Annotated in this window: 22 protein-coding genes; 5 read left to right on the top strand and 17 right to left on the bottom strand. The window is 65.3% G+C overall.

Annotation, left to right across the window (positions count from 1 at the left end; all coding sequences use genetic code 11):
- Positions 1-128: 128 nt before the first annotated feature.
- The 6 genes from FOM02_RS16885 to FOM02_RS16860 form a co-directional block, all read right to left on the bottom strand.
- A complete protein-coding gene (locus tag FOM02_RS16885; RefSeq protein ID WP_027562327.1) occupies positions 129-1,361 on the bottom strand; it encodes a Zn-dependent hydrolase in 1,233 nt (410 codons plus the stop codon).
- Positions 1,354-2,139 carry an ABC transporter ATP-binding protein gene (locus FOM02_RS16880; protein ID WP_027562328.1) on the bottom strand — a complete coding sequence of 262 codons (786 nt, stop codon included), beginning with the start codon at positions 2,137-2,139 and terminating at the stop codon, positions 1,354-1,356. The genes FOM02_RS16885 and FOM02_RS16880 overlap by 8 nt, the downstream gene beginning before the upstream one ends.
- On the bottom strand, positions 2,136-2,909 hold the full coding sequence (locus tag FOM02_RS16875; RefSeq protein WP_027562329.1) for an ABC transporter permease: 774 nt from the start codon (positions 2,907-2,909) through the stop codon (positions 2,136-2,138). The genes FOM02_RS16880 and FOM02_RS16875 overlap by 4 nt, the downstream gene beginning before the upstream one ends.
- A 72-nt stretch (positions 2,910-2,981) precedes the next feature.
- Positions 2,982-3,926, bottom strand: coding sequence for an ABC transporter substrate-binding protein (locus tag FOM02_RS16870; RefSeq protein ID WP_027562330.1), 945 nt, complete (start codon positions 3,924-3,926; stop codon positions 2,982-2,984).
- A gap of 106 nt (positions 3,927-4,032) precedes the next feature.
- On the bottom strand, positions 4,033-4,761 hold the full coding sequence (gene hutC, locus FOM02_RS16865) for a histidine utilization repressor (RefSeq protein ID WP_027562331.1): 729 nt from the start codon (positions 4,759-4,761) through the stop codon (positions 4,033-4,035).
- The gene (locus tag FOM02_RS16860; RefSeq protein ID WP_027562332.1) at positions 4,758-6,116 is read right to left on the bottom strand and encodes a formimidoylglutamate deiminase; all 1,359 of its coding nucleotides are present in this window, start codon (positions 6,114-6,116) and stop codon (positions 4,758-4,760) included. The genes hutC and FOM02_RS16860 overlap by 4 nt, the downstream gene beginning before the upstream one ends.
- 89 nt (positions 6,117-6,205) lie before the next feature.
- Here FOM02_RS16860 and hutI point away from each other — a divergent pair, with 89 nt between their 5' ends.
- The 3 genes from hutI to hutU are packed head-to-tail and all read left to right on the top strand — an operon-like array spanning position 6,206 to position 10,674.
- Complete coding sequence (gene hutI, locus FOM02_RS16855) at positions 6,206-7,420, top strand: imidazolonepropionase (RefSeq protein WP_027562333.1); 1,215 nt, start codon at positions 6,206-6,208, stop codon at positions 7,418-7,420.
- Positions 7,417-8,976: a histidine ammonia-lyase gene (gene hutH / locus FOM02_RS16850; RefSeq protein ID WP_027562334.1), complete on the top strand. Its 1,560-nt coding sequence runs from the start codon at positions 7,417-7,419 to the stop codon at positions 8,974-8,976. The genes hutI and hutH overlap by 4 nt, the downstream gene beginning before the upstream one ends.
- Before the next feature lie 27 nt (positions 8,977-9,003).
- Positions 9,004-10,674 (top strand): urocanate hydratase, encoded by a 1,671-nt coding sequence (gene hutU / locus FOM02_RS16845; protein ID WP_027562335.1) that lies wholly within the window; start codon positions 9,004-9,006, stop codon positions 10,672-10,674.
- Between the two features lie 7 nt (positions 10,675-10,681).
- On the opposite strand, the gene FOM02_RS16840 is transcribed toward hutU, so the two are convergent.
- Positions 10,682-12,691 (bottom strand): putative bifunctional diguanylate cyclase/phosphodiesterase, encoded by a 2,010-nt coding sequence (locus FOM02_RS16840; protein WP_027562336.1) that lies wholly within the window; start codon positions 12,689-12,691, stop codon positions 10,682-10,684.
- A gap of 314 nt (positions 12,692-13,005) precedes the next feature.
- Positions 13,006-13,890, bottom strand: coding sequence for a BJP family subclass B3 metallo-beta-lactamase (gene blaBJP / locus FOM02_RS16835; protein WP_027562337.1), 885 nt, complete (start codon positions 13,888-13,890; stop codon positions 13,006-13,008).
- 260 nt (positions 13,891-14,150) lie between these two features.
- Here blaBJP and FOM02_RS16830 point away from each other — a divergent pair, with 260 nt between their 5' ends.
- Entirely contained in the window at positions 14,151-15,467 is a 1,317-nt protein-coding gene (locus tag FOM02_RS16830) for an alpha/beta hydrolase (protein ID WP_027562338.1), read from the top strand.
- Between the two features lie 19 nt (positions 15,468-15,486).
- On the opposite strand, the gene FOM02_RS16825 is transcribed toward FOM02_RS16830, so the two are convergent.
- The 3 genes from FOM02_RS16825 to FOM02_RS16815 all read right to left on the bottom strand — a co-directional run bounded on the left by FOM02_RS16825 (position 15,487) and on the right by FOM02_RS16815 (position 17,882).
- Complete coding sequence (locus FOM02_RS16825) at positions 15,487-15,771, bottom strand: TonB-dependent receptor plug domain-containing protein (RefSeq protein WP_027562339.1); 285 nt, start codon at positions 15,769-15,771, stop codon at positions 15,487-15,489.
- A gap of 64 nt (positions 15,772-15,835) precedes the next feature.
- Complete coding sequence (locus FOM02_RS16820) at positions 15,836-17,341, bottom strand: hypothetical protein (RefSeq protein ID WP_265441914.1); 1,506 nt, start codon at positions 17,339-17,341, stop codon at positions 15,836-15,838.
- 268 nt (positions 17,342-17,609) lie between these two features.
- Positions 17,610-17,882, bottom strand: coding sequence for a hypothetical protein (locus FOM02_RS16815; protein WP_265441912.1), 273 nt, complete (start codon positions 17,880-17,882; stop codon positions 17,610-17,612).
- A 157-nt stretch (positions 17,883-18,039) separates the two neighbouring features.
- Here FOM02_RS16815 and FOM02_RS16810 point away from each other — a divergent pair, with 157 nt between their 5' ends.
- Positions 18,040-18,849, top strand: a complete 810-nt coding sequence (locus tag FOM02_RS16810) for an extracellular solute-binding protein (protein ID WP_027562342.1) — start codon at positions 18,040-18,042, stop codon at positions 18,847-18,849.
- Here the strand turns inward: FOM02_RS16810 and FOM02_RS16805 are convergent.
- From FOM02_RS16805 to pstS, 6 genes are all read right to left on the bottom strand, one after another.
- Positions 18,823-19,521 carry an ABC transporter permease gene (locus FOM02_RS16805; RefSeq protein ID WP_027562343.1) on the bottom strand — a complete coding sequence of 233 codons (699 nt, stop codon included), beginning with the start codon at positions 19,519-19,521 and terminating at the stop codon, positions 18,823-18,825. The genes FOM02_RS16810 and FOM02_RS16805 overlap by 27 nt on opposite strands.
- Positions 19,522-19,588: 67 nt before the next feature.
- Positions 19,589-20,392 carry an aquaporin gene (locus tag FOM02_RS16800; RefSeq protein WP_084334712.1) on the bottom strand — a complete coding sequence of 268 codons (804 nt, stop codon included), beginning with the start codon at positions 20,390-20,392 and terminating at the stop codon, positions 19,589-19,591.
- Positions 20,392-20,802, bottom strand: a complete 411-nt coding sequence (gene arsC, locus FOM02_RS16795) for an arsenate reductase (glutaredoxin) (protein WP_027562344.1) — start codon at positions 20,800-20,802, stop codon at positions 20,392-20,394. The genes FOM02_RS16800 and arsC overlap by 1 nt, the downstream gene beginning before the upstream one ends.
- Before the next feature lie 16 nt (positions 20,803-20,818).
- Positions 20,819-21,298: an ArsI/CadI family heavy metal resistance metalloenzyme gene (locus FOM02_RS16790; protein ID WP_027562345.1), complete on the bottom strand. Its 480-nt coding sequence runs from the start codon at positions 21,296-21,298 to the stop codon at positions 20,819-20,821.
- An 11-nt stretch (positions 21,299-21,309) separates the two neighbouring features.
- Positions 21,310-21,654 (bottom strand): ArsR/SmtB family transcription factor, encoded by a 345-nt coding sequence (locus FOM02_RS16785; RefSeq protein WP_027562346.1) that lies wholly within the window; start codon positions 21,652-21,654, stop codon positions 21,310-21,312.
- Between the two features lie 91 nt (positions 21,655-21,745).
- Complete coding sequence (pstS, locus tag FOM02_RS16780; protein WP_027562347.1) at positions 21,746-22,798, bottom strand: phosphate ABC transporter substrate-binding protein PstS; 1,053 nt, start codon at positions 22,796-22,798, stop codon at positions 21,746-21,748.
- Positions 22,799-23,096: the final 298 nt, after the last annotated feature.

Genomic DNA, 23,096 nt, shown 5'->3' with positions numbered 1-23,096 from the left:
GCAGATTAGGCCTCGTGCGAAATCAGAGTCTTTCCCGAACCGATCGCGCTTGGCACGATCCTGCCCAAGATGCGTGCATGGCTGAGCGCGCGGACTTGGCCGCCGCGCGCCGGCTGGACGGCGCCCGGCTAACCGCCGAGGATCCGCCGGCAGGCGTCGACGAACACCTGCGCGCCGGTGACGATATCGGCGTCGGCAGTATTTTCGGTCCAGTGGTGGCTGATGCCGCCGATCGACGGCACGAACAGCATGCCTGCGGGCATCACGGTTGCCAGCATCTGCGCGTCGTGGCCGGCGCCGCTCGGCATGCGAATGGAGCGTCCGTCAGCGAGAGCCTTGCTCGCGGCCTCGATCGCGTCCTGAATGCCCGTGTTCATCATGGCGGGCGCGCCGGTGCGGATCTTCTCCACGGTGACGGTGCAGGGGCCTTTCGCGCTGGCCTCGTCGGCCATGGTCCGCAGCAGCTCCTCCAGCCGCGCGATCACGGCCGGGTTGTCATCGCGGATCTGGAACAGCATCTCGGCGCCGCCCGGGATGATGCTCGGCGCACCGGGATCGAGCGTGATGCGGCCGGTGGTCCAGACGGTGCGGGGTCCGCAGGCGCCCGGAAAACGCTCGTCGATCGCCACGCAGAATTTGGCCAGCGCGAGACCGGCGTCCTTCCGCACGGTCATGCGCGTGGTGCCGGCGTGGTTCTGCTCACCGGTGAAATTGATCTTGTATTGCCAGATGCCGACGATGGAGGTCACGACGCCGATCGCAAGCTTGCCGCTTTCGAGCGTGTCGCCCTGCTCGATATGCGCCTCCAGATATCCGAGGTGCCGGCCCGGCTCGGCGGCAACGCGCGCCCGCCCGGCGAGACCCATGTCGGCGAGGGCCTCGCGCATGGTCCGGCCGCTGGTGCGGTCGCGCGCGGCGTCGATCTCGGCTTCGGTCACTTGTCCCACATAGGACCGCGAGCCGAGAAAGCTGCCGAAATGACCTTCTTCGTCGCACCACGCTGCGACCTCGACCGCGCCCCTGAGCGCGGGATCGGCGTTGAGCACGCGGGCGGCTTCAAGCGCATAGACGACGCCGAGCGGGCCATCGAGCCAGCCGGCGTAATTCTGGCTCTCCAGATGCGAGCCGGCGAGCAGTTTTGGCCCCGGCTTGGCGCTGGTGCCGAATACGTTGCCGATGCCGTCGATCGCGGCGGCAAGACCGGCGTCGGGCAGCTTCTGCACCAGCCAGTCCAGCGATTGCCTATGCGGCTCGGAGAAGGTCGGCTTGTGCACGCCGGTCTTGTAGGCGCCGATGGCGCGGAGGGCATTGAGGTCGGCGAGAACGCGCTCGCCATTGGCGCGCGGCTTGGTGTCAGGCATGTTCGGCAACCTTGAGCGCCTCAGTGCGGATCTCCTCGACCAGCCGTTCCTTGAGCTGGACGAATTCCGGCGTCGTCTTGATCTTGTAGGAGCGCGGATGCGGCAGGTCCACATTGATCTCGGCCTTGATCCGGCCCGGGCGTGCGCTCATGACGATGACGCGGCTGCCGAGGAAGATTGCCTCCTCGATGTCGTGGGTTACGAACAGCACGGTCTTCTGGTCGCGTTCCCAGATTCCCAGCAGCATTTCCTGCATCAAGGCGCGGGTCTGGTTGTCGAGTGCGCCGAAGGGCTCGTCCAGCAAGAGAATCTTGGGATCATTGGCGAGCGCACGCGCGATCGCGGTGCGCTGCTGCATGCCGCCCGAGAGCTGTTTCGGCCAGTGATTCTCGAAGCCGGACAGCCCGACCTGGCGGATGAAGGCATCCGCGATCTTGTTTCGCTCCGCCTCGGCCACGCCGCGCTCGCGCAGGCCGAAGGCGATGTTCTCGCGCACGGTCAGCCAGGGGAACAGCGTGTAGGACTGGAACACCATGCCGCGATCGGCACCCGGGCCGGTCACCTCGCGGCCGTCGAGCGTGACGCGGCCGCTGGTCGGACGGTCGAGGCCGGCAACGATGCGCAGCAGCGTGGACTTGCCGCAGCCGGAGGGCCCGAGGATGGTGACGAAGTCGTTGTTGGCGATGGTGAGGTCGGTCGGCTCCAGCGCCCTGGTCGGCGCATTGCCGTGGCGGGCGGGGAAGGTGCGCGAGACCTGCTCGATTCTGAGCGTGGTCATGCGAGCCTCCACGGAAACAGCCAGGCGTTGAACGCCTTGAACATGAAGTCCGAGAGGAGGCCGATCAGTCCGATCACGATGATGCCGAAGATGATCTGCCCGGTGTTGAGCAGCGCCTGGCTGTCGGTGATCATGTGGCCGATGCCCGAGGACGAGCCGATCAGCTCGGCGACGATGACGTAAGTCCAGGCCCAGCCCAGCACCAGGCGCAGGATTTCCGCGATCTCGGGCGCGGAGGAGGGCAGCAGCACGCGGCGGATGATGCCGCGATCGCTGGCGCCCAGCGTATAGGCCGCCTCGACCAGATCGCGCCGCGTGGCACCGACGGTGACCGCGACCATCAGGATGACCTGGAATACCGAGCCGATGAAGATGACGAGCAGCTTTTGCAACTCGCCGATGCCCGCCCACAGGATCAGCAGCGGAATGAAGGCGGAGGCGGGCAGATAGCGTGCAAAGGACACGAACGGCTCGAGGAACGCCTCGACCGGCTTGTAGGCACCCATCAGCACGCCGAGCGGCACCGCGATGATGGCGGCGAGCGCAAAGCCGCCGACGACGCGCCAGATCGTCATGCCGATGTCGTAGATGAATCCCTGCTTGGCCAGGAGGTCATAACCTTCCTGCACCATGGTCAGCGGATTGGCGAGGAAGGTCTTCGACACATGGCCGCCGAGCGTCGCCCATGACCAGAGCGCAACGAACAGGACAAAGAACGCAAGGCCGTAAACCATGCGCTGCTTCGATGTAACAGGGTCCAGGGGACGCATCGACGATCTATCCAGGCGGTGAACAGATTTGCCGGCCCCGCCGCGAGACGGGGCCGGCAGCTCCAAAGTGACTTACTTGATGTAGCTCGCGTCGAAGAGGTCCTCGACCTTCGGCGCGGCCTTGATGATGCCGATCTCGAGCAGAAGGTCCGCGGCCTCCTTGTTGAAGGTCAGGAAGTCGCCGGCGAAGAATTTCTGGTTCGCGGCCTTGTCCTGCCAGCGCAGGTACTTTGCCGAGTTGCCGAACTGCTCGCCGCTCTGCTTCACGTCCGCGCCCATGATCTCATAGGCCTTGGCCTGATCCTTGGCGATCATGTCGAGCGCCTCGAAATAGCTGTCGGCGAGCGCCTTGGCGGCTTTCGGGTTCTCGCTGAGGAACTTCGGCGTGCAGCCAAAGGTGTCCATGACCATGGGATAGTCGAGCGTGGTCGCGATGATCTTGCCCTTGTCGGGCGCGGCGCGGACCGTCGACAGATACGGCTCATAGGTCATGGCGGCATCGTTCTGGCCGGAGACGAAGGCTTGCGCGGCCGCGGCCGGCTCGAGGTTCACGACGGTGACGTCCTTCACCGACAGACCATTTTTCTTGAGCATCCAGGCCAGCGCGAAATAGGGCGATGTGCCGGGTGCGGAGGCTGCGACCGTCTTGCCCTTCAGCTCCTTGATCGCGCTGACGTCGTTGCGCACGGCCATGCCGTCGGCGCCATAGCTCTTGTCGAGCTGGAAGATCTGCTTGGTCGCAACGCCGTTGGCGTTCCAGGAGATCCAGGTCTCGACCGTCGTCGCCGCGCATTGGACGTCGCCGGAGGCGATCGCGAGATGACGATCCTTCTGCGGGATCTTCTTGATGGTGACGTCGAGGCCGTTCTTCTTGAAGATGCCGGCCTCCTTCGCCAGCGTCAGCGGCGCGAAACCGGTCCAGCCGGAGATGCCGATGCCGACCTTGACATCGTCGGCGAGCACGGGAGTGGAGGCCGCAAGAGCAATGATTGTCGCAAAAATCGTCGAACTACGCATGATTGTCGTCCTCTTGCCGATCGATGGATTGACGTCCTGTTGATCTCTGTCGGCCCCTACGGACCGTTGCCCGAAGCATTGCACGAATTGTGCCGACATTGCTCTCTCAACCTCCCTTGAATCGGGCGACAAGGCGGTGGGAGTCACCGGGATAGAGCAGGCGGACCGCGGTGATCGTGCGCGCGCTGCGCCAGGTATAGCGGTCGATCACGAGACAGGGCGCGCCGATTGCGATGTCGAGCGCTTCCGCCGTGCGATCATCCGCGACGATGGCGCTGATCGTATGCTCGGCCTCTGTCCATGGGACATGATGAAGCAGCCACGAGCCCGGCGGCTCGCGCGAGAAATCCGCGGTCGCAGCACTGGGCACGGAGGCGAGATCGATCAGCCTGTCCTCGACCGCGAATGGCACCTTGTCGGCGCTGTGACGGCAGGTGATCGCGACGACCTTGCCGGCTTTCTTGACGCCGAGACGCTCGCGGTCGGCGGCAGTCGCCGCCCGCAGCTTGCGGCCGATCAGCTCGTAGCCGTAAGCGCGCCCGAGCGCGGTGATCTCGGCGCGGATGTCGGCGATCTTGAGCACGGCTGACTGATGCTGCGGTCGCCGTACGAACGAGCCGGCGCGCCGCCGTCGCTCGATCAGATCGGCTTGCGCCAGTTCCGACAGCGCCTTGTTCACCGTCATGCGCGAGCAGCCGTAGCGCGCGACGAGCTCGTGCTCGAATGGAATGCGATGTCCGGGCGGCCATTCGCCGGTGAGGATCCGCTTCTCGATGTCGGCGCGGATACGCTTGTAGAGTGTCCGCTTGTCGGCGGCATCGCTGGCAAGGCTCATGCGACGAGCCTCCGCACCGCCGCGTTGAATCGCTCGCGCGCGGCCTGGCGTAGCCTGTGCCGACCGCGCTCGACGACTTTGTGGCCGCCAGCCCAGACGCAATCGATCACGCATCCGCTGGCGGCAAAGATCCAGCCGTCGATGACCGCGTCGTGCGTGCGGCCGGCCAGCGACGGATGCGCCGCATCGAGCGTGACGATGTCCGCGCGCGCGCCCGGCGTGAGGCCGACCATCGCCTGCGCCATTGCCTGTGCGCCGCCGGCGAGCGCTTGATCGAATAGCGTACGCCCCGTCGAGCGGCCTGCACCGCTGGAGAGAACGTTGCGCTGGCGATGCTTCAGGCGCTGGCCGTATTCGAGCTGGCGCAATTCGTCGGCGACGCCGACCAGCACGTTGGAATCGGTGCCCACACCGAACGCGCCGCCGGCGGCGAGAAATTCGCGCGCCGGAAAGATGCCGTCGCCGAGGCTCGCCTCGGTGATGGGGCAGAGGCCAGCAACTGCACCGGTCTTCGCGAATGCCGTGATTTCCGCATCGGTCATGTGGGTCGCGTGGATGAGGCACCAGCGCTGATCGAGCGGCGCGTGCTCCAGCAGCCACTGCACCGGGCGCCGGCCGGACCAGGCGAGGCAATCCTCGACCTCCTTGACCTGCTCGGCGGCGTGGATGTGCACCGGCCCGCCGTTCGCAAGCGGAATGATCGCCGCGAGCTCGTCCGGCGCGACCGCGCGCAGACTGTGAGGCGCAATGCCGATATTGGCGCCCGGCAATGTTGCGATCGCCTTGCGCGATGCATCCATCAACGCGGCGAATTCATCGACCGAGCAGATGAAGCGGCGCTGGCCGTCATGCGGCGCCGCGCCACCGAAAGAGCCGTGCGCGTAAAAACTCGGCAGCAGCGTCAGTGCAATGCCCGAGGCCTCGGCAGCCTGCGCAATGCGCCCGGCCATTTCGCCGATATCGGCGTAATGCGAGCCGTCGCGATCATGATGCAGATAATGGAATTCGCCGACGCGGGTAAAACCCTGTTCCAGCATCTCGACATAAAGCAGCGTGGCAACGGCGGTAACGTCATTCGGGGTCATCGCCAGCGCGAAGCGATACATCGTCTCGCGCCAGGTCCAGAACGTGTCGGTGCTGTCGCCGCGCAGTTCCGCAAGTCCGGCCATGCCGCGCTGGAAGGCGTGGCTGTGCAGGCTCGCAAGTCCGGGAAGTGCGATGGCGTGGCGTTCGTCGCCGGCGGCCGGCGCCACGCCTGGCGTCACCTCCGCGATCGCGCCGGCGGTGATCACCACCTGCACGTCATTGGCCCAGCCCGGGGGCAGGAGCGCGGAGGCGAAATGCAGTCGGGTCATGATTGATTACACGCCGGCTGGACAGAACCGCCTTACGATTATATGTCTAGACATATAAGTCAAGCATCCCACGGCGAAGGGACACCTTCATGGCAGAGCGCTTCGACCGGATCTGGCATAATGCCCGGCTCGCCACGATGCGGGCCGACCGTCCCGACCTCGGCGAGATCGAACGTGGCGTGATCGCCGCGCGCGGCGGCCGTATCGTCTATGCCGGCGCAGCAGCAGATTTCCCTGCGGATGCGGACGCCATCGAGCGGATCGATTGCGAGGGACGCTGGATCACACCGGGTCTCGTCGACTGCCACACCCATCTCGTCTATGGCGGCAACCGCGCGCACGAGTTTGAGCTGCGCCTGAAGGGGGCAAGCTATGAAGAGATTGCGCGGGCCGGCGGCGGCATCGTCTCGACGGTCGCCGCGACTCGTAAGGCGAGCGAGGCCGAACTCGTCGCAAGCGCGCTTCCGCGGCTCGACGCGCTGATTGGCGAGGGCGCAACCACGGTCGAGATCAAGTCGGGCTACGGCCTCGATACCGAGACCGAGATGCGGCAGCTGTCCGCCGCGCGCAGCCTCGTCGCTCAGCGGCCGGTTGCGATCCGCACATCCTTCCTCGGCGCACATGCGCTGCCGGTGGAAGCCGACGGCGACAAGGATCGCTACATCGATCTCGTGTGCAAACAGATGCTGCCCGCCGTCGTCAAGGCTGGCCTTGCCGATGCCGTCGATGCCTTCATGGAAGGGATCGCGTTCTCGGCTGAGCAGACTGCGCGGGTCTTCGAGGCCGCGAGAGGGCTCGGGCTGCCGGTGAAGCTCCACGCCGACCAGCTGTCGAATCTCGGCGGCGCCGCGCTCGCCGCAAAATTCTCGGCACTGTCGGCCGATCATTTGGAGCATACCGACGAGGCCGGCGCCGCTGCGATGGCGAAGGCCGGAACGGTGGCCGTGCTGCTGCCTGGCGCGTTCTACTTCATCCGCGAGACGCAGAAGCCGCCGGTCGAGGTGTTCCGCAAGCATGGTGTTCCCATGGCGCTTGCGAGCGACTGCAATCCCGGCAGCTCGCCGCTGACCTCGCTGCTGCTCGCCATGAACATGGGCGCGACGCTGTTCCGGATGAATGTGGCCGAATGCCTCGACGGTGTTACCCGAGAAGGTGCGCGCGCGCTCGGCGTGCTCAATGAAACTGGCACGCTCGAACCCGGTAAGTGGTGCGACCTCGCGATCTGGGACATCGAGCGGCCCGCCGAGCTGGTCTACCGCATCGGCTTCAATCCGCTGCACCGCCGGGTGTGGAGGGGACAGTGACGGAGCAGGGCGCAGCGATCGTCGTTAAGCCGGGAACGGTCACTCTCGACGATCTCGCACGCGTCCTTGCGGGTGCGTCCGTCGTGCTCGATCCCTCGTTTTGGCCGCGCGTAGAGGCGGCTTCGGAGATTGTCGCGAAGGCCGCGCATGCCGCCGCGCCAGTCTACGGCATCAACACCGGCTTCGGGAAGCTGGCCTCGAAGCGCATTCCGCCCGATCAAACCGCGCTGCTCCAGCGCAATCTCATCGTCTCGCATTGCTGCGGCGTCGGCCCGGCGACGCCCGAGCCGATCGTCCGCCTGATGATGGCGCTGAAGATCATCTCGCTCGGGCGCGGGGCCTCCGGCGTCCGCCGCGAGGTGATCGAGCAATTGCAGGCCATGCTGACGCGCGGCGTCTACCCGCTGGTGCCGCAACAAGGCTCGGTCGGCGCCTCCGGCGATCTTGCGCCGCTCGCGCATATGACCGCGGTGATGATTGGCGAAGGGCAGGCGATTTTTGACGGGGTGACTATATCCGGTGGCGAAGCGCTCGCCGCTGCCGGCCTTACGCCACTGACGCTCGGCCCCAAGGAGGGGCTGGCGCTGATCAACGGCACGCAGTTCTCGACCGCTTACGCCATCGCCGGCGTGCTGCGTGCATTCCGCCTGATCCGCGCCGCGCTCGTCACCGGCGCATTGTCGGTCGATGCGGCAATGGCCTCGACGGCGCCGTTCCGTCCCGAAATCCAGGCGCTGCGCGGCCATGCCGGTCAGATCGCCGCGGCCGCCACCTTGACCGTGCTGCTCGACGGCAGCGATATCCGCCTGTCGCATCTCGAAGGCGACGAGCGCGTGCAGGATCCTTATTGCCTGCGCTGCCAGCCGCAGGTCGCAGGCGCCGCGCTGGACCTGATCACGCAGGCCGCGCGCACGCTGATCGTCGAGGCCAATGCCGTCACTGACAATCCGCTGGTGCTGGTCGAGACCGGTGAGATCGTCTCTGGCGGCAATTTCCACGCCGAGCCGGTCGCCTTTGCCGCCGACGCCATCGCGCTTGCGCTGTCGGAGATCGGTGCGATCAGCGAGCGGCGCATCGCGACGCTGGTCGATCCCGCTCTCAATTTCGGTCTGCCGCCGTTCCTGACACCGGATCCCGGCCTCAACTCCGGCTTCATGATCGCCGAGGTGACGGCGGCCGCGCTCTATGCCGAGAACAAGCAGCGGGCGGCTGCCTGCTCGATCGACTCGACGCCGACCAGCGCCAACCAGGAAGATCACGTCTCGATGGCTGCCCACGCCGCGCGGCGCCTCTCGGATATGGCCGACAATCTCACCGCCATCTTGGGAATCGAGCTGCTGGTCGCAGCCCAAGGCATCACGCTGCGGGCGCCGCATGCGACCAGCGCGCCGCTCGTTGCCGTCATTGCCAGGCTTCGCGAGCAGGTGCCTGCACTCGGTACTGACCGCTACATGGCCGGCGATCTCGCCAAGGCTGCGGCGCTTGTCGAAGCTGATGCGCTGCCGGTCGCGGCGATCGCCAAGCTTTCAGCCGATCCGTTTCCAAAACTTGACTGAACAAGACTTGACTAAGGGGTGTTCCGCATGAACCGCCGACTGGACAATGACCGCACTATCCGTGCTCCCCGCGGCAGCGAGATCAGCGCCAAGAGCTGGTTGACGGAAGCGCCGCTGCGCATGCTCATGAACAATCTCGATCCTGATGTTGCGGAGCGTCCGAGCGAGCTGGTCGTCTATGGCGGCATCGGCCGCGCCGCGCGCGACTGGGAGAGCTTTGACCGGATCACCGCGGCCTTGCGCAAGCTCGAAGCCGACCAGACGCTGCTGGTGCAGTCCGGCAAGCCGGTCGGCGTCTTCCGCACCCATGCCGATGCGCCGCGCGTGCTGATCGCGAACTCCAACATCGTGCCGCACTGGGCGACGCTCGACCATTTCAACGAGCTCGATCGCCAGGGGCTGATGATGTACGGCCAGATGACCGCGGGCTCCTGGATCTATATCGGCAGTCAGGGCATCGTGCAGGGCACCTACGAGACCTTCGTCGAGGTCGGCCGTCGTCATTATGGCGGCAGCCTCGCCGGCAAATGGATCCTCACTGCCGGCCTCGGCGGCATGGGCGGCGCGCAGCCGCTGGCGGCGACCATGGCCGGCGCCTCGATGCTCGCGGTCGAGTGCCAGCCGAGCCGCATCGAGATGCGGCTGCGGACGGGCTATCTCGACCGCCAGGCAGCCACGCTCGACGAAGCCCTTGCGATCATGGAAGAGGCCAAGAAGACCAAGAAGGCGGTCTCGGTCGGGCTGCTCGGCAATGCCGCGGAGATTTTCCCCGAACTGGTGCGCCGCGGCGTCAAGCCCGACATCGTCACCGACCAGACCAGCGCGCACGATCCGATCAACGGCTATTTGCCGAAGGGCTGGTCGCTTGCCGATTGGGAAGCCAAGCGCGCGTCCGATCCGAAGGCGGTCGAGCGCGCCTCGAAGACGTCGATGGTCGAGCATGTCCAGGCCATGCTGGATTTCCATGCGCAGGGCATTCCGACGCTCGACTACGGCAACAACATCCGCCAGATGGCGCAGGACATGGGCCTGAAGAACGCGTTCGATTTCCCCGGCTTCGTGCCGGCCTATATCCGCCCGTTGTTCTGCCGCGGCGTCGGCCCGTTCCGCTGGGCCGCGCTGTCGGGCGATCCCGAGGACATCTTCAAGACCGACGCCAAGGTCAAGGAGCTGATGCCTGACGACAAGCATCTGCACAATTGGCTCGACATGGCCAAGCAGCGCATCAAGTTCCAGGGTCTGCCGGCGCGGATCTGCTGGGTCGGCCTCGGCGATCGTCATCGCCTCGGCCTCGCCTTCAACGAGATGGTGGCGCGCGGCGAATTGAAGGCGCCGATCGTGATCGGCCGCGATCATCTCGACAGCGGCTCGGTGGCAAGCCCCAACCGCGAGACCGAGGCGATGAAGGACGGATCGGACGCGGTGTCCGACTGGCCCCTGCTCAACGCGCTGCTCAATTGCGCCAGTGGCGCGACCTGGGTCTCGCTGCATCACGGCGGCGGCGTCGGCATCGGATATTCCCAGCATGCCGGCATGGTGATCGTCGCCGACGGCACGCCGGAAGCCGCCAAACGCATCGAGCGCGTGCTGTGGAACGATCCCGCCTCTGGCGTCATGCGCCATGCCGATGCGGGCTATGACATCGCGATCGACTGCGCGCGCGACAAGGGGCTCGATCTGCCGAGCCTGGCGAAATAGCCTCGCCTCAAGCCACGACCCTGGCCGCTGCACCATCGAGGCGTTGCCCCTCGTTCGCGAGGTAGTCGCCGATCGCATCGCCCGGCATCGGCTTTGCGAAGTAGTAGCCCTGGATGTAGTCGCATCCGAGGCGGCGCAAGGTGTCGAGCTGCGCGCGGGTCTCGACGCCCTCGACGACGCAGGCGATCTCCATGTCGTCGCACAGGCCCGTGAGCGACTTGATGATCTTGTGGCTGACAGGATTTTCGTTGATGTCGGCGACGAAGCTGCGGTCGACCTTGATCTTGTCGAGCGGCAGCCGGTGCACATGGCTCAGCGAGGAATAGCCGGTGCCGAAATCGTCGAGCGAGATGCCACAGCCCATCGCCTTCAGCGTCGCGATCGACTGCTGCGCGCGCACGAAGTCGAAGGTGACGGCGGTCTCGGTGATCTCGAAATCGATCCGGTGCGGCGGCAGGCCGCTCCTCTCGATGATCGAGATCAGCGGCAGGATGCCCTCGGCTGCGCAGACGTCGTGGGCCGAAAGGTTGAACGACAGGCGGATGTGGTCGGGCCAGATCTTCGCCGCTGCAAGCGCGCGCGCCAGCAGGGCCTGCGTCAGCGGCCGGATCAGGCCGATGCGCTCGGCGGCCGGAATGAAGTCGGCCGGAGAGACCCAGCCGAGGCGGGGACTACGCCAGCGTGCCAGGGTCTCGAAGCCCGCAGTATGCTCGCTCATGGCATCGACGATCGGCTGAAACACCAGCTCCATTTCCGTGTCGAAATCCGCACTGCGCAGCAGGGTCTCGATCACGCCGCGGCTGCGGATCTCCGCCTCCAGCTCGCTCGAGAAGATTACGGTGCGACCGCGCAGATGGCGCTTGGCGTGGTAGAGCGAATAGTCCGCGCATTCATAGAGCGCCTCCGCCGTCGTTGCGGAGTCCGGATAAAGCGCAAAGCCGATCGAGCAGGACAGGCCGGTGTGGGCAGTGTCGAGCTGGTAGGGCAGCTTGACCCGCTCGCCGATGCGTTCGCCGAGCCGCACCAGATCGGCGTCCTCGGGGTCGCCGCACACGACGAGACCGAACTCGTCGCCGCCGAGCCTTGCGAACTCGACGCGCTGCGGACCGAAGCCTTCGCAGACCTCGCGGATGCGCCGGCCGGCCTCGATCAGGACGCGGTCGCCGACCGAATGGCCGTAATTGTCATTGATCGGCTTGAAGCCGTCGAGGTCGATGATACCGACCGCGACGCGAACGTTCCTGCGCTCGGCGTCGATGAAGGCACTCGACAGCTCGGCGAAGAAGCGGCGGCGGTTGGGCAGTTCGGTGAGCGAATCCAGATTGGCAAGACGGAAGTTCTCGTCCGACAGCGCTTGCGTCGCCGCCTGCTGCGCCAGCAGCGATTTGCGGCTGGCGACGAGATCGGCGAAGTCGCGATAGTAGATGACCAGCACCGTCACCATCGCGCCGGAAACCAGAAGGTTGTTGACGGCGATCGCCTTCAGCGTCGGCTCGCCGGTGGTCCAGAAGAACAGCACATAGGGGACGTCGACGACCAGCGTCACGATCAGTGCCGCCGAGCGCAGATGCATCAGCGAGAAGATGCAGCCGATCACGGTAACGGCCATGTAGAAGGCGACCTGGCTCTTGGCGAAGGGATCACCGTAAGGATAGAGCGCGAAGGACCATGCAGTGAAGCCCGCACCGATCGGCAGCGTCATCCAGTTGGTGGCGCGCAGATTGCGCAGGATGTCGGCATCGCTGCGCACGAGATGACGCTGGCGCAGCCACCAGATGGTCCGGAGCGCCGCAAGCACAGTCAGCACGGAGGGCACGATCATCGTCAGCCAGTCCGGCGCCACGTTCACATACGTATAGGCGACGGCGATCGTGTTGCTCATCAGGATGAAGTAGAGCAGCGGGACCTGCTTGGAGAAGGCGTCGAACTGCGCGCGCGTCAGGTCCGGGTTGTCGACCGGCACGCGAAACAGCCGCATCGCGGCGGCGAAGTGAGACTTCAAATCGGCGACAGGCATTGCAATACGCGCCCCGTATCCCTTCAAAAACGGGGGCGATCTTGCACGGCGGGGGTAAAGGGCGCGTTAGACGGGTTCCCTGCGAAAAGGCCAGCGCAGGTTGCGCGCGGCCGCAAAAATTTCCGGCCGCGTGCATTGGTCAGGTCCCGTTAAGCATTACAGGCTGCCGGGGGCAGCGCTTCGGCCCCATCGGCGCGTTCGTGGTCACGTCCTGCTAACCATGCGCATGGGCGCCGCGGATCGCCGCACGCCGGTCGTGCCGGACGACGTGCGGCATCCACCTCTCCGCGTTGGAGTGAGGTGAAGTATCTCCGCTATTTCTTCTCCAGCGCCGCGGTCTGCTTGGCGAGCTGCTTGTCGAAATCCTCCGACAGGCCGGTCGCGTAGGTGGTGAGCTCGCCCGGCTTGACGAACGGGTTCGGCGCGCCGTCCTTCATCTCCGCACGCTTGGCCTGCATGCCATAGACTTCCGGATGCGGCCCGAGCAGCACGTCGACCTTCATCGCCTTCACCTTCGCGTAAGTCGCGCGGTAATCGTCGACGATGCCGGGATAGGTCGGCTGGCCGACCAGGCGGTTCAGCGAAACGGTGCCGCTACAGAAGAACAGCACGTCGCGGTCCTGGTTGCCGTCCTTGACGGTCATCTCCCAGCTCGTGCAGCCCGGCGAGTGGCCTGGTGTCGCATGCGCCGTCAGCGTGGTGTCGCCGAGCGTGACCTTGTCGCCTTCCTTCACCGTGCGGTCGACCTTCACCGCGGGGAAGGAAAGGTCCGCGTTCTTCTCGTCACCAGGATAGTAGCCGCCTTCGAGCAGCGGCTTGTCGCGCTCGCCGGCGATGAGCTGTGCGCCGGTTTCCTTCTTGATCTCGGCGAAGCCGCCGGTGTGGTCGAGATGGGCGTGCGTGTTGAGGATGATCTTGATGTCGGCAACCTTGAAGCCGAGCTTGGCGATGTTGTCCTTGATCATGCCGGTCGACTGGGGCATCGCCGTGTCCATCAGGATCAGGCCCTGTGAGGTCTTGATGACGTAAACGGCGATGCCGTCGGTGCCGACATAGTAGATGTTGCCGATGAGCTGGAACGGCTCGAACGGCGCCGTCCACTTCTGCATGACCGTTGCCAGGAAGTCCTTGATGGTCTGCGCCTGCGCGCCGGTTGTGAGGAACGCCAGCGCACACAGCGCGGCCGTAAGCTTTCTCATGGTTGCCTCCCGAGTGTTCTTGTCGTTTCAGCCAGACGCGGCATCTGCGCGGCCGATGCGCAAGCTACGTCGTGCGAAGGGCGGCAGCAACGGCATCAAGCTCTCAAATTTTCGCGGCATGCGCGGAATAAGGGACGCCGTCCGGTTTGAGCATGGGCCATCGCTGCAATGCGGCCGCTTGCTGTTTGACCCGGCATCGGCGGCCCGGCATACTTTGCTTCAAGATGGGCCAGCAAGACTCGTCGGCACGGGGAGCTGAAATGACCAATCCATTGTTCGTCCTTGCGGGGACGCTGATTTCCGTCGTCTCATTCTCGTCGATCGCGTCGGCCCAGCCGGTCTGCGTCACCCAGAACATGGCCGTGCCGCCTGGTGCCAACACCACCGACAAGGCCGCGCCCTTCTTCATCGACACGACAGGCCTCGATTTCAAGACAGCGCCGCCGACGCGAGATCCCCTTAGTGCCAACTACCCGCGCGCGACCGAGCTGCCGGACGGGACGCTGCCGCCGCCGGGCGCCGAAGGCAATTTCATCATCGGCCCGACCCACAATCCCGCCCCGGAGACGATCGCAAAGGAGGGCGTGCCGCGCGGCACGACGAAATCCTTCACGCTGTCATCGAAAGAGAGCGCGGTCTACAATCCCGGCCTGATCCGCGACGACGTCGCGGGCTGCACCAATTCCTCGATCATGACGACGGTCACTGCGGCGGACGACAAGTCGCACATGATCGTCATCACCAGCCATCCCGGTGTCTGGTCGCGCACGATCGACGTCTACGTGCCGGCCCAATATGTGCGCGGATCCGAAGCGCCGTTCATCGTGGTCGGCGACGGCGGCTCCAACGCTTACAAGGACCTTGCCACGACGCTCGACAACCTGATCGCGCAGCGCCGCGTGCCACCGATGATCGCGATCCAGATCGGCAATGGCGGGCAGGATGCGCAGGGTAGCCAGCGCGGTCGTGAATATGACGCGGTCTCGGGCATCTATGCGCAGTTCGTCGAACGCGAGGTGCTGCCGCTGGTCGAGAAGAACGCCGACGTCAAGCTGACGAGGAATCCCGACGGACGCGCGACGATGGGATTGAGCTCGAGTGGCGCCGCCGCCTTCACCATGGCCTGGTTCTATCCGGATCTCTATCACCGCGTGCTGGCCTTCTCGCCGACGATGGTCAACCAGCAATGGCCGCATGATCCGTCGCTGCGCGGCGGCGCCTGGGAGTATCACAGCGCCTGGACGGGGCCGGCTGGTCCCAATTTGATCTCCAAGGCGGGTGTGCTGACGCCGGCCGAGCCGCCCGGAGTGCCGCTGATCGTCGCCGCGCCGGCCAAGCCGATCCGCTTCTGGTTCTTCGGCGGCGACCAGGACCTGTTCTATCCGAACCCCACCATTCCCGACGGCATGCACGACTGGACCCTGTCGAACGCGCTGATGGCCAAGGTGCTGGCGGAGAAGGGCTATCACTACCAGTTCCTGTTCGTGCGCAACGCCAAGCACGTCGATCGCCCGACGATCGCGCAGACGCTGCCGTCGGCGCTGGAGTGGGTCTGGAAGGGCTATCCGATCCCCTGAGCGCAAAGCGGATCAGGCTTTAGCGCCCGATCGTCACGCCGGCGGTCGAGCGCATGGCGTCGCGGAGGCTGGTGGCGTTCATGTCGTCGAGCCTCTGACGCGTCAGCACGGTGGTCTGGCCGGGCGTGTTGAGGATGGTCTCGCCGCGCGAGGAGGACAACCGGTCGGCCTTGTAGGGTGCTGCGGGATCGGTCGCGGCCGCCGTTGCCGGCACGTGGCGCGGCCGTTTGCCGGACGCCGCAAAAGCTCCTTGCGAGACGCAGAGAGCAGCGATCACGACCAGTCGCAATGATGTTGCGAACATGCGGTCTCCCATATCCAGGGTGTCAGCCTAGCATATGGCGAGCGCGATCGCAGATGAAAAGGGATCAGGCGAGGGCGGCCTGGCGTTCCCGCGCCGGTTCGCGGACCCGCTCGGAGTGACGCGGCTCGGCGAGCCGGGTGAAGCTGCGCCTGTCCGCCTGCGCGGGCGCTTCGACGATGACACCCTCGCAGACGATCTGCCCGCCGAGCATCTTGAATTCCAGCTTGTCGTAGCGCGGCATCGTCTCGCCGGGCGCGGGCGGCAGCAGCCCAATCCGCCCCTGGATGTTCAGCGTCGCATCGCCACTGCCGTGAAGCCGCGGATTCCACATCCTGATCCCGGTCTCCGCCCAGCGCTGCCGGATCAGCGCGGCACGGTCGGTGGGTTCCGTGACCTTTGCGCGGGCCTTCGCTGCGCGGGAGATTTCCGGAACGGGAGACTCGAGAGCCGGCTCCGGCGCGCTGTCGGCGATGCCGCTGGCAGCCTCAGCGGAAGAATCCTCAGCGGCGACCACCATGACAGGGGCAGGATCGTTGGCGGTGGCAGGCTCGATCTCCGCCGCGACGCTGGGCGAGGGATCGCCGTCGATGCTGCTCTCGGAGACATCCAGGACATTGTCATCGGCGCACGCGACACACGAGCCGTCGATAGCGGCCGGCGCGTCATCCACGAGAACGTCAGGAGCGGAGTCGTCGGTGACGAGAAGAACGGGAGCATCGACCGCGTCGATCGCGACGTCGACCGACGCGACCGGAGTCTCCTCCGCGGCAGCGGGCTCGATCTCGGTCACGAGCTCGTATGATGGGACGCTGCCGATGGCAGCTTCGAGAGCCTCGGCCGGCTCGCTCGCAACCGCGACAGACGAGACCGGCGTCTCTTCCACGATGACGGGCTCAATGCTTGCAAGCAGTTCCGCCGGAGGATCGTTGCCGACGACTGCGGGAGCCGCAACGTGCTCGCTCGCGACGTCGACCGACGCGACCGGAGTCTCCTCCGCGGCAGCAGGCTCGATCTCGGTCGCGAGCTCGAACGATGGAACGCTGCCAATGACAGCCTCGGGAGCATCGGCGAGCTCGCTCGCAACCTCGATGGATGAGACCGGTGCCTCTTCCACGATGACGGGCTCAACGCTCGCAGGCGATTGCGCCGGAGGATCGTTGCTGACGACTTCGGGAGCCTCAACCTGCTCGCTCGCGACATCGACCGGCAAGACCGAAGCCTGCTCGACGACAGCAGGCTCGACGTCCACGCTTGTCTCGCCGGAGGGTTCGTCGCTGAGGCTGATACCAGCCGGCGTTGCTGACGGGCTCTCCACGATGACGGAGATCGCGGGCTCGGCCTCGACGACGGGAGTCGTGACCGTGATGTCGGCCTGGCCATGCAACGGTTCGGCGCTACTCGCGTCGCGCACCGGCGCGGCTTCCGCGACGTCGGCAAGGATGGCAGGCGAGTCACTTGCTTCGTTCGCCGCGACGTCGATGCTGCCGCTGTGCGGCAAGGGCCGAAGCCGGGTGAACGCCCATTTCACCGCTGGAATGCGGCGCAGCAACGATATCAGTCTCGAAAGCACTGGGAGTTGTCCAAGAGGTACTCGGCGTGAGGCAATCGCTGATTCGTCAGCAATATGAAAAACTGCCCCGCCTGTCACACCGATGTCAATCTGACTGGGACCAATTGCAGAACATCCACACGTGCCGTGCAGATGAGATTACCGTCGGCAGTTTCCAAGACTTTCCGAACGTCGATGTCGCGTGCCTCGCGGTGCGGTAAGAGTCGTCCGAGATCGTTGATCCCGCGGGAAGGCACAGTCGTGCCTTCCCGACATGTCGATCTTGCGGCTATTTCCTGGAACCGGCGCCGCCGCCGACCTGGCTGCCCATGTTGTTGGTGTTGGCGCCGCCCGCGCTCGGCGACTGTGTGCCCTTGCTGCTGCCGGCCTCGTTCTGCATGTTCGACGACTTGCCCGTCGTCATGCCCTTGGTCGCGGGACCTCGCGAGGATTGACCGACGCCGCCCTGACCAGATGCGTCCGGCGCGGGTTGTGTCTGCGCAAAGGCGCCACCGGTCGCCAGCGCCATGATGCAGGCGGATGCGAGAATGATTTTCTTCATCAGGATCTCCCTGGGTTCGTGTCTGGACAACCGGGACACGGGAGCGACGTTCCTGAGCGGCCGGATCGCGCCCGGGCGGGGCCGATCGTCGGGGTTCCCTGCGCAGTTTGCCTGACGTAATTTGCAGCACTCGATATCCAGGTGTGAGGACGACGCAATGAGGAAGCTTGCCGCCATCGCAACGGTTCTGTTCTGGTCGACATGCTCATTCGCGCAGGATCGCAGCATCACCGTAGCCTCGACGACGTCGACGGAGCAATCTGGCCTGTTCGGCTACCTACTGCCGCTGTTCTCGAAGGCCGAGGGTATCGAGGTGAAGGTCGTCGCCGTCGGCACCGGTCAGGCGCTCGACATCGGACGGCGCGGCGATGCCGATGTGGTGTTCGTCCATGACAGGGTGGCGGAGGACAAGTTCATGTCCGAAGGGCAGGGCGTGAAGCGCTTCGACGTCATGTACAACGACTTCGTCATCGTCGGCCCGAAGGCCGATCCCGCACATATCGCCGGCGGCAAGGACGTCGCTGATGCCTTGCGCAAGATCGCGGCTGCGAAAGCGCCGTTCATCTCGCGCGGCGACAAGTCCGGCACGCACGCGGCCGAGCTGAGATTGTGGAAAGAGGCAGGCATCGACATCGCTGCCGCCAAGGACAGCTGGTATCGCGAGATCGGGCAGGGCATGGGCCCGGCGCTGAACATGGCCTCGTCGTCGAGTGCCTATCTGCTGTCGGACCGCGGCACCTGGCTCTCGTTCAAGAACCGCGGCGAGCTCACCATCCTGACCGAGGGCGACAAGCGGCTGTTCAACCAGTACGGCGTCATGCTGGTGAATCCGGAAAAGCATCCGAACGTGAAGGCGAAGGAAGGGCAGGCCTTCATCGACTGGCTCGTCTCGCCGAAGGGGCAGGATGCGATCGCCGGCTACAAGGTCGGGGGCGAGCAGCTATTTTTCCCCAACGCGTCCCACTAGCAGGAATGCGACGGTCGATACCGCGACGCTGAGCGCGAGCAGGATCAGCCCGAGCCCAAGCGCCAGCGGCAGGTCGCCCTTGCTGGTCTCCAGTGCGATCGCTGTCGTCATCGTGCGCGTGAAACCGCGGATGTTGCCGCCGACGATGATGATGGCGCCGACCTCGGCGATGGCGCGCCCGAAAGCCGCGAGAAAGGCGGTCAGCAGCGAGGTCCGTCCCAGCGCGAACAAAAGCGCCATGCTGCGCAGCGCCGACAATCCGTCGATCCGCGCCAAGTCGCCGTACTCGGCCCACAGCAGGCTTGCCGGCCGGTGCACCAGCGCCACCACGATCGGCGTGGCGAGCAGGGTCTGCGCGATCACCATGGCGGTCGGCGTGAACAGCAGGCCGGCAGCCCCGAGCGGACCGGACCGCGATAGCAGCAGATAGAGCGCGAGCCCGACCACGACCGGAGGAAGGCCGAGCAGCGCATTGGTCAGCACGATGATGACCTGCCGTCCGCGGAAACGGGTGATGGCTAGCAACGCCCCGAACGGCGCGCCGATCAGCAGCGCGACGATGCTGGCGGTGAGGCTGACGCGGACCGACAGGGCGACGATGCCGAGCAACTCGGCATCGGCTTCGCCGATCAGCGTAAAGGCCGCGGCAACGGATCGCGCGAAATCGTTCATTCGGCCGGACGCTTTGGCGCCGGGCGGAATGCCTCGGAATCATCGATGTCGAAGCGACGTGATCGCGTCACGGATCGGTCTCTGCTGGTCTTGTCGACATGCACAGAATACCCGCGGGAAGCGATTTGGAAACGCGATTCATCTCAGGAAATGAATTTGAGGCCTGGTTATCAGGCCCGCCGGACGGGAGCTGAGGAGCGCTCCACGTTTCAGGGGCTCCGGCCCAGAGCCAGCGTGCCAGCAGAACGGCAAGGCCGGCCCCGATGAGTTGAGCGGTGATGAAAGCTGGAACGCCCCAAGGGGCGATCCCTGCGAACGTATCAGATAGCGAGCGGGCGATGGTAACGGCGGGATTGGCGAACGATGTCGACGACGTGAACCAGTAGGCCGAGGTGATATAGAGGCCGACCGCGTAAGGAACGGCCGCTGGGGTCCGATAGCCGACGCCAAGGATCGTCGATAGCAGGCCGAAGGTGGCGACGGCCTCGGCCAACCATTGTCCGGCGCCGCTGCGTTCCGTGAGCGACAGCTGGAGGAGTGGAAGCTCGAACATCAGATGCGCGAGCCCCACGCCCGCGATTGCGCCGGCGATCTGGGCGGCGAGATAGGCAATAGCGTCGGTCCATGGTACCTCGCCGCGCAAAGCGAATGCCAGCGTCACCGCCGGATTGAAATGCGCACCCGATATCGGGGCGAACATCAGGATCAGCACGACGAGGACAGCGCCGGTGGCGATGGTATTGCACAGCAGCGCCAGCGCGACGTTTCCGCCTGAGAGTCTCTGCGCCATGATCCCGGAGCCGACGACGGCTGCGAGCAGGAACGCCGTTCCGAGCCACTCGGCGAAGGCGCGCTGTGCAAGCCCTGGCATCAGGCGCCGCGATCCAGCCTGACGCGCTCGCCATCTTCTTTGACGAATTCGCCGTGCTGCGCCGGCAGCAGATCGAGCACCAGTTCGGAGGGGCGGCAGAGCTTCACGCCTTTCGGCGTCACCACGATCGGACGATTGATCAGGATCGGGTGCGCCATCATCGCGTCGAGCAGTTGCTCGTCGGTCAGCGCCGTATTGCCGAGCCCGAGCTCCGCGTAAGGCGGCGCCTTCTCGCGAACCGCCTCGCGTACCGAAATTCCCATGCGCGCGATCAACTGCTGCAACAGCGCGCGCGACGGTGGCGACTTCAGATATTCGATCACGTGCGGTTCGATGCCGGCGTTCCGGATCATCGCAAGCGTGTTGCGCGACGTGCCGCAATCGGGATTGTGGTAGATGATCGCGTCCATTCGAGAACCTCCGCGCTCAGCAGCACGCCTTTGAGGCCGTCGGCGCCGCCTGCGGCGCGCAGCAAGCCGACTGCGTCTGTTGCTTCTCGTGCGCGACCCGCGCCCGGTTCTCGCCGCTGCCGTCGCCGTAATCGGTGCTCTCGCCCGTGGTGTGGAAGGTTTCCCAGGCGATGCCGGCGGGATCGTCGATCCAGGATTTTTCCGACTTGGCATAGCAGCAGGTGGTCTGCCCCTGTTCGATGATGTCGCCGCCGGCCTGGCGCAGGCGTGCATAGACCTCTTGCAGCTCCTCGCCGGTCTCGACCTGGATGCCGAGATGGTCGAGGCCTGCCGCGCGTCCGCGTGTCGAGATGGCAAAATTTACGCGCGGGTCTTCAAGCATCCATTTGGCATAGTCGGCTTTCACGACCGAAGGCTCGCTTGCGAACAGGGCGGAGTAGAACTCGATCGAGCGGGAGAGATCCTCGACGGAGACGTGAACGTGCAGGCGCTTCATGGTCTGTCCCTTCAGGTTGGCACTTTGCTGCGCTTTCGCGCGGATGTCGCAGGCGCCGCCGGAGCGCATGACGCTCCGCCGCAGCAGTTTTCGGTGAGGAAGCCGACGAGCGCGTTCATGGTCTCGAACCGCGCCGCATAGATCATCGAGCGCCCCTCGCGCCGGACGGTCGCAAGCCCCGCCATCCGCAGCCGGTCGAAGTGGAATGTCAGCGTGTTGGGGGCGAGATCCAGCGCCTCGGCGATCGCGCCCGCCGCCATGCCGTTCGGGCCGGCCTGCACCAGCAGGCGGAAGACATCGAGACGGTTGTCCTGGGCGAGCGCGGCGAGTGCCGCGACGGCATCTGTCTTTTCCATATTTCAACGATTATGGAAATATCGGGTGTCTGTCAATCGAGATCGGGGCGAGCATGCCCCGATCTCGACCTGACGGCCGGCCCTTTGGGCCTCAACGTTTCACGCTGGCCGCTGCGGAGACCGTCTGCGCTTCAAAGTTCTGCTGCCAGTAGCGCTCGATCTGATCGATCAGGGCGGCGGGCAGGGGGACGTAGTTGAGCGTCTCGGCCTGCGACTTGCCGTTCTCCAGCGACCAGCGGACGAAGTCGATCGCGGCTGCGGAACGCTCCTGTGATTTCGGCATCTTCGGCATCAGCACGAAGGTCGTCGCCGTGATCGGATAGGCGTCTTCGCCCGGCGCATTGGTGAGCACGAGATGGAAATCCTTCTCCGCCTTCCAGTCCGCGCTCGAGGCCGCCGCCTGGAACGAGGCGGCGTCAGGGACGACGAAATTGCCGGCGCTGTTCTGCACGACACCGAATGAGATTCGATCGAGCCGCTGCAGCGCGTAGGTGTATTCGAGGTAGCCGATCGCGCCCGGAACGAGGCTGACCAGCGAGGCGACGCCGTCATTGCCCCTGCCGCCGAGGCCCAGCGGCCATTCGACCGAGGTGCCTTCGCCGACGCTCGTCTTCCATTGCGGGCTGACCTTCGCGAGATAGTTCGACCAGTTGAACGTCGTGCCGGATCCGTCGACGCGATGGACCACCGTGATCGCCGTGTTCGGCAGCTTGATGTCGGGATTGATGGCGCGAATGGCCGGATCGTTCCAGGATCTGAGCTTGCCGAGATAGATGTCGGCGAGCATGGGCCCGGTGAAGCGGATCTGGCCGGGCTTGACGCCGTCGATATTGACCACCGGCACGACGCCCCCGATAACGATCGGGAATTGCATCATGCCGAGCTTGTCCAGCTCCTTGGGATCGAGCGGCATGTCACTGGCGCCGAAATCGACGGCTTCCTTCTTGATCAGGCCGACGCCGATGCTCGAGCCGACGGCTTGGTAGCTGACAATGTTTCCGGTCTTCGACCTATACGCGTCGATCCATTTCGCCATCACGGGCGAAACGAAGGTTGAGCCGGCTCCCTTGGTCTCGGCAGCCAGGCTCTGCGTGGCGACCAGCAGAGCGGCGAGGACGATGGGAAGTGCAATATGTTTTGTCATGTGCGCGACGCTAACAGGTGGGGCACGAGGCTGATGTGGGCTATGTCACAATGGCGTCGCGAAGCATTCGCACTGGCCATTGCGCATCAATTACAGCACACCGTCAGCGAGCTCCGCATCGTCCGATTGATGTAGATCAAGGTGGTCCGAACGGGCCGGGTCCAGCCGCCCCGCTGCAAGGCGCTGGGGGTAGAGCACGCGCAGATTCGGGAAAACCGCCTGCCAGACCGCCAAATCATGCCGTTTTGCGGCCGAATGGCGGCTTTATTCCCGCTTCGGATGCTTTAAGGAAGGGGCA

Source organism: Bradyrhizobium sp. SEMIA (assembly GCF_014844175.1).
Lineage (GTDB): Bacteria > Pseudomonadota > Alphaproteobacteria > Rhizobiales > Xanthobacteraceae > Bradyrhizobium > Bradyrhizobium arachidis.
Note: the sequence above shows the minus strand (reverse complement) of the source record. Positions and strands in the feature narration are given on the sequence as shown.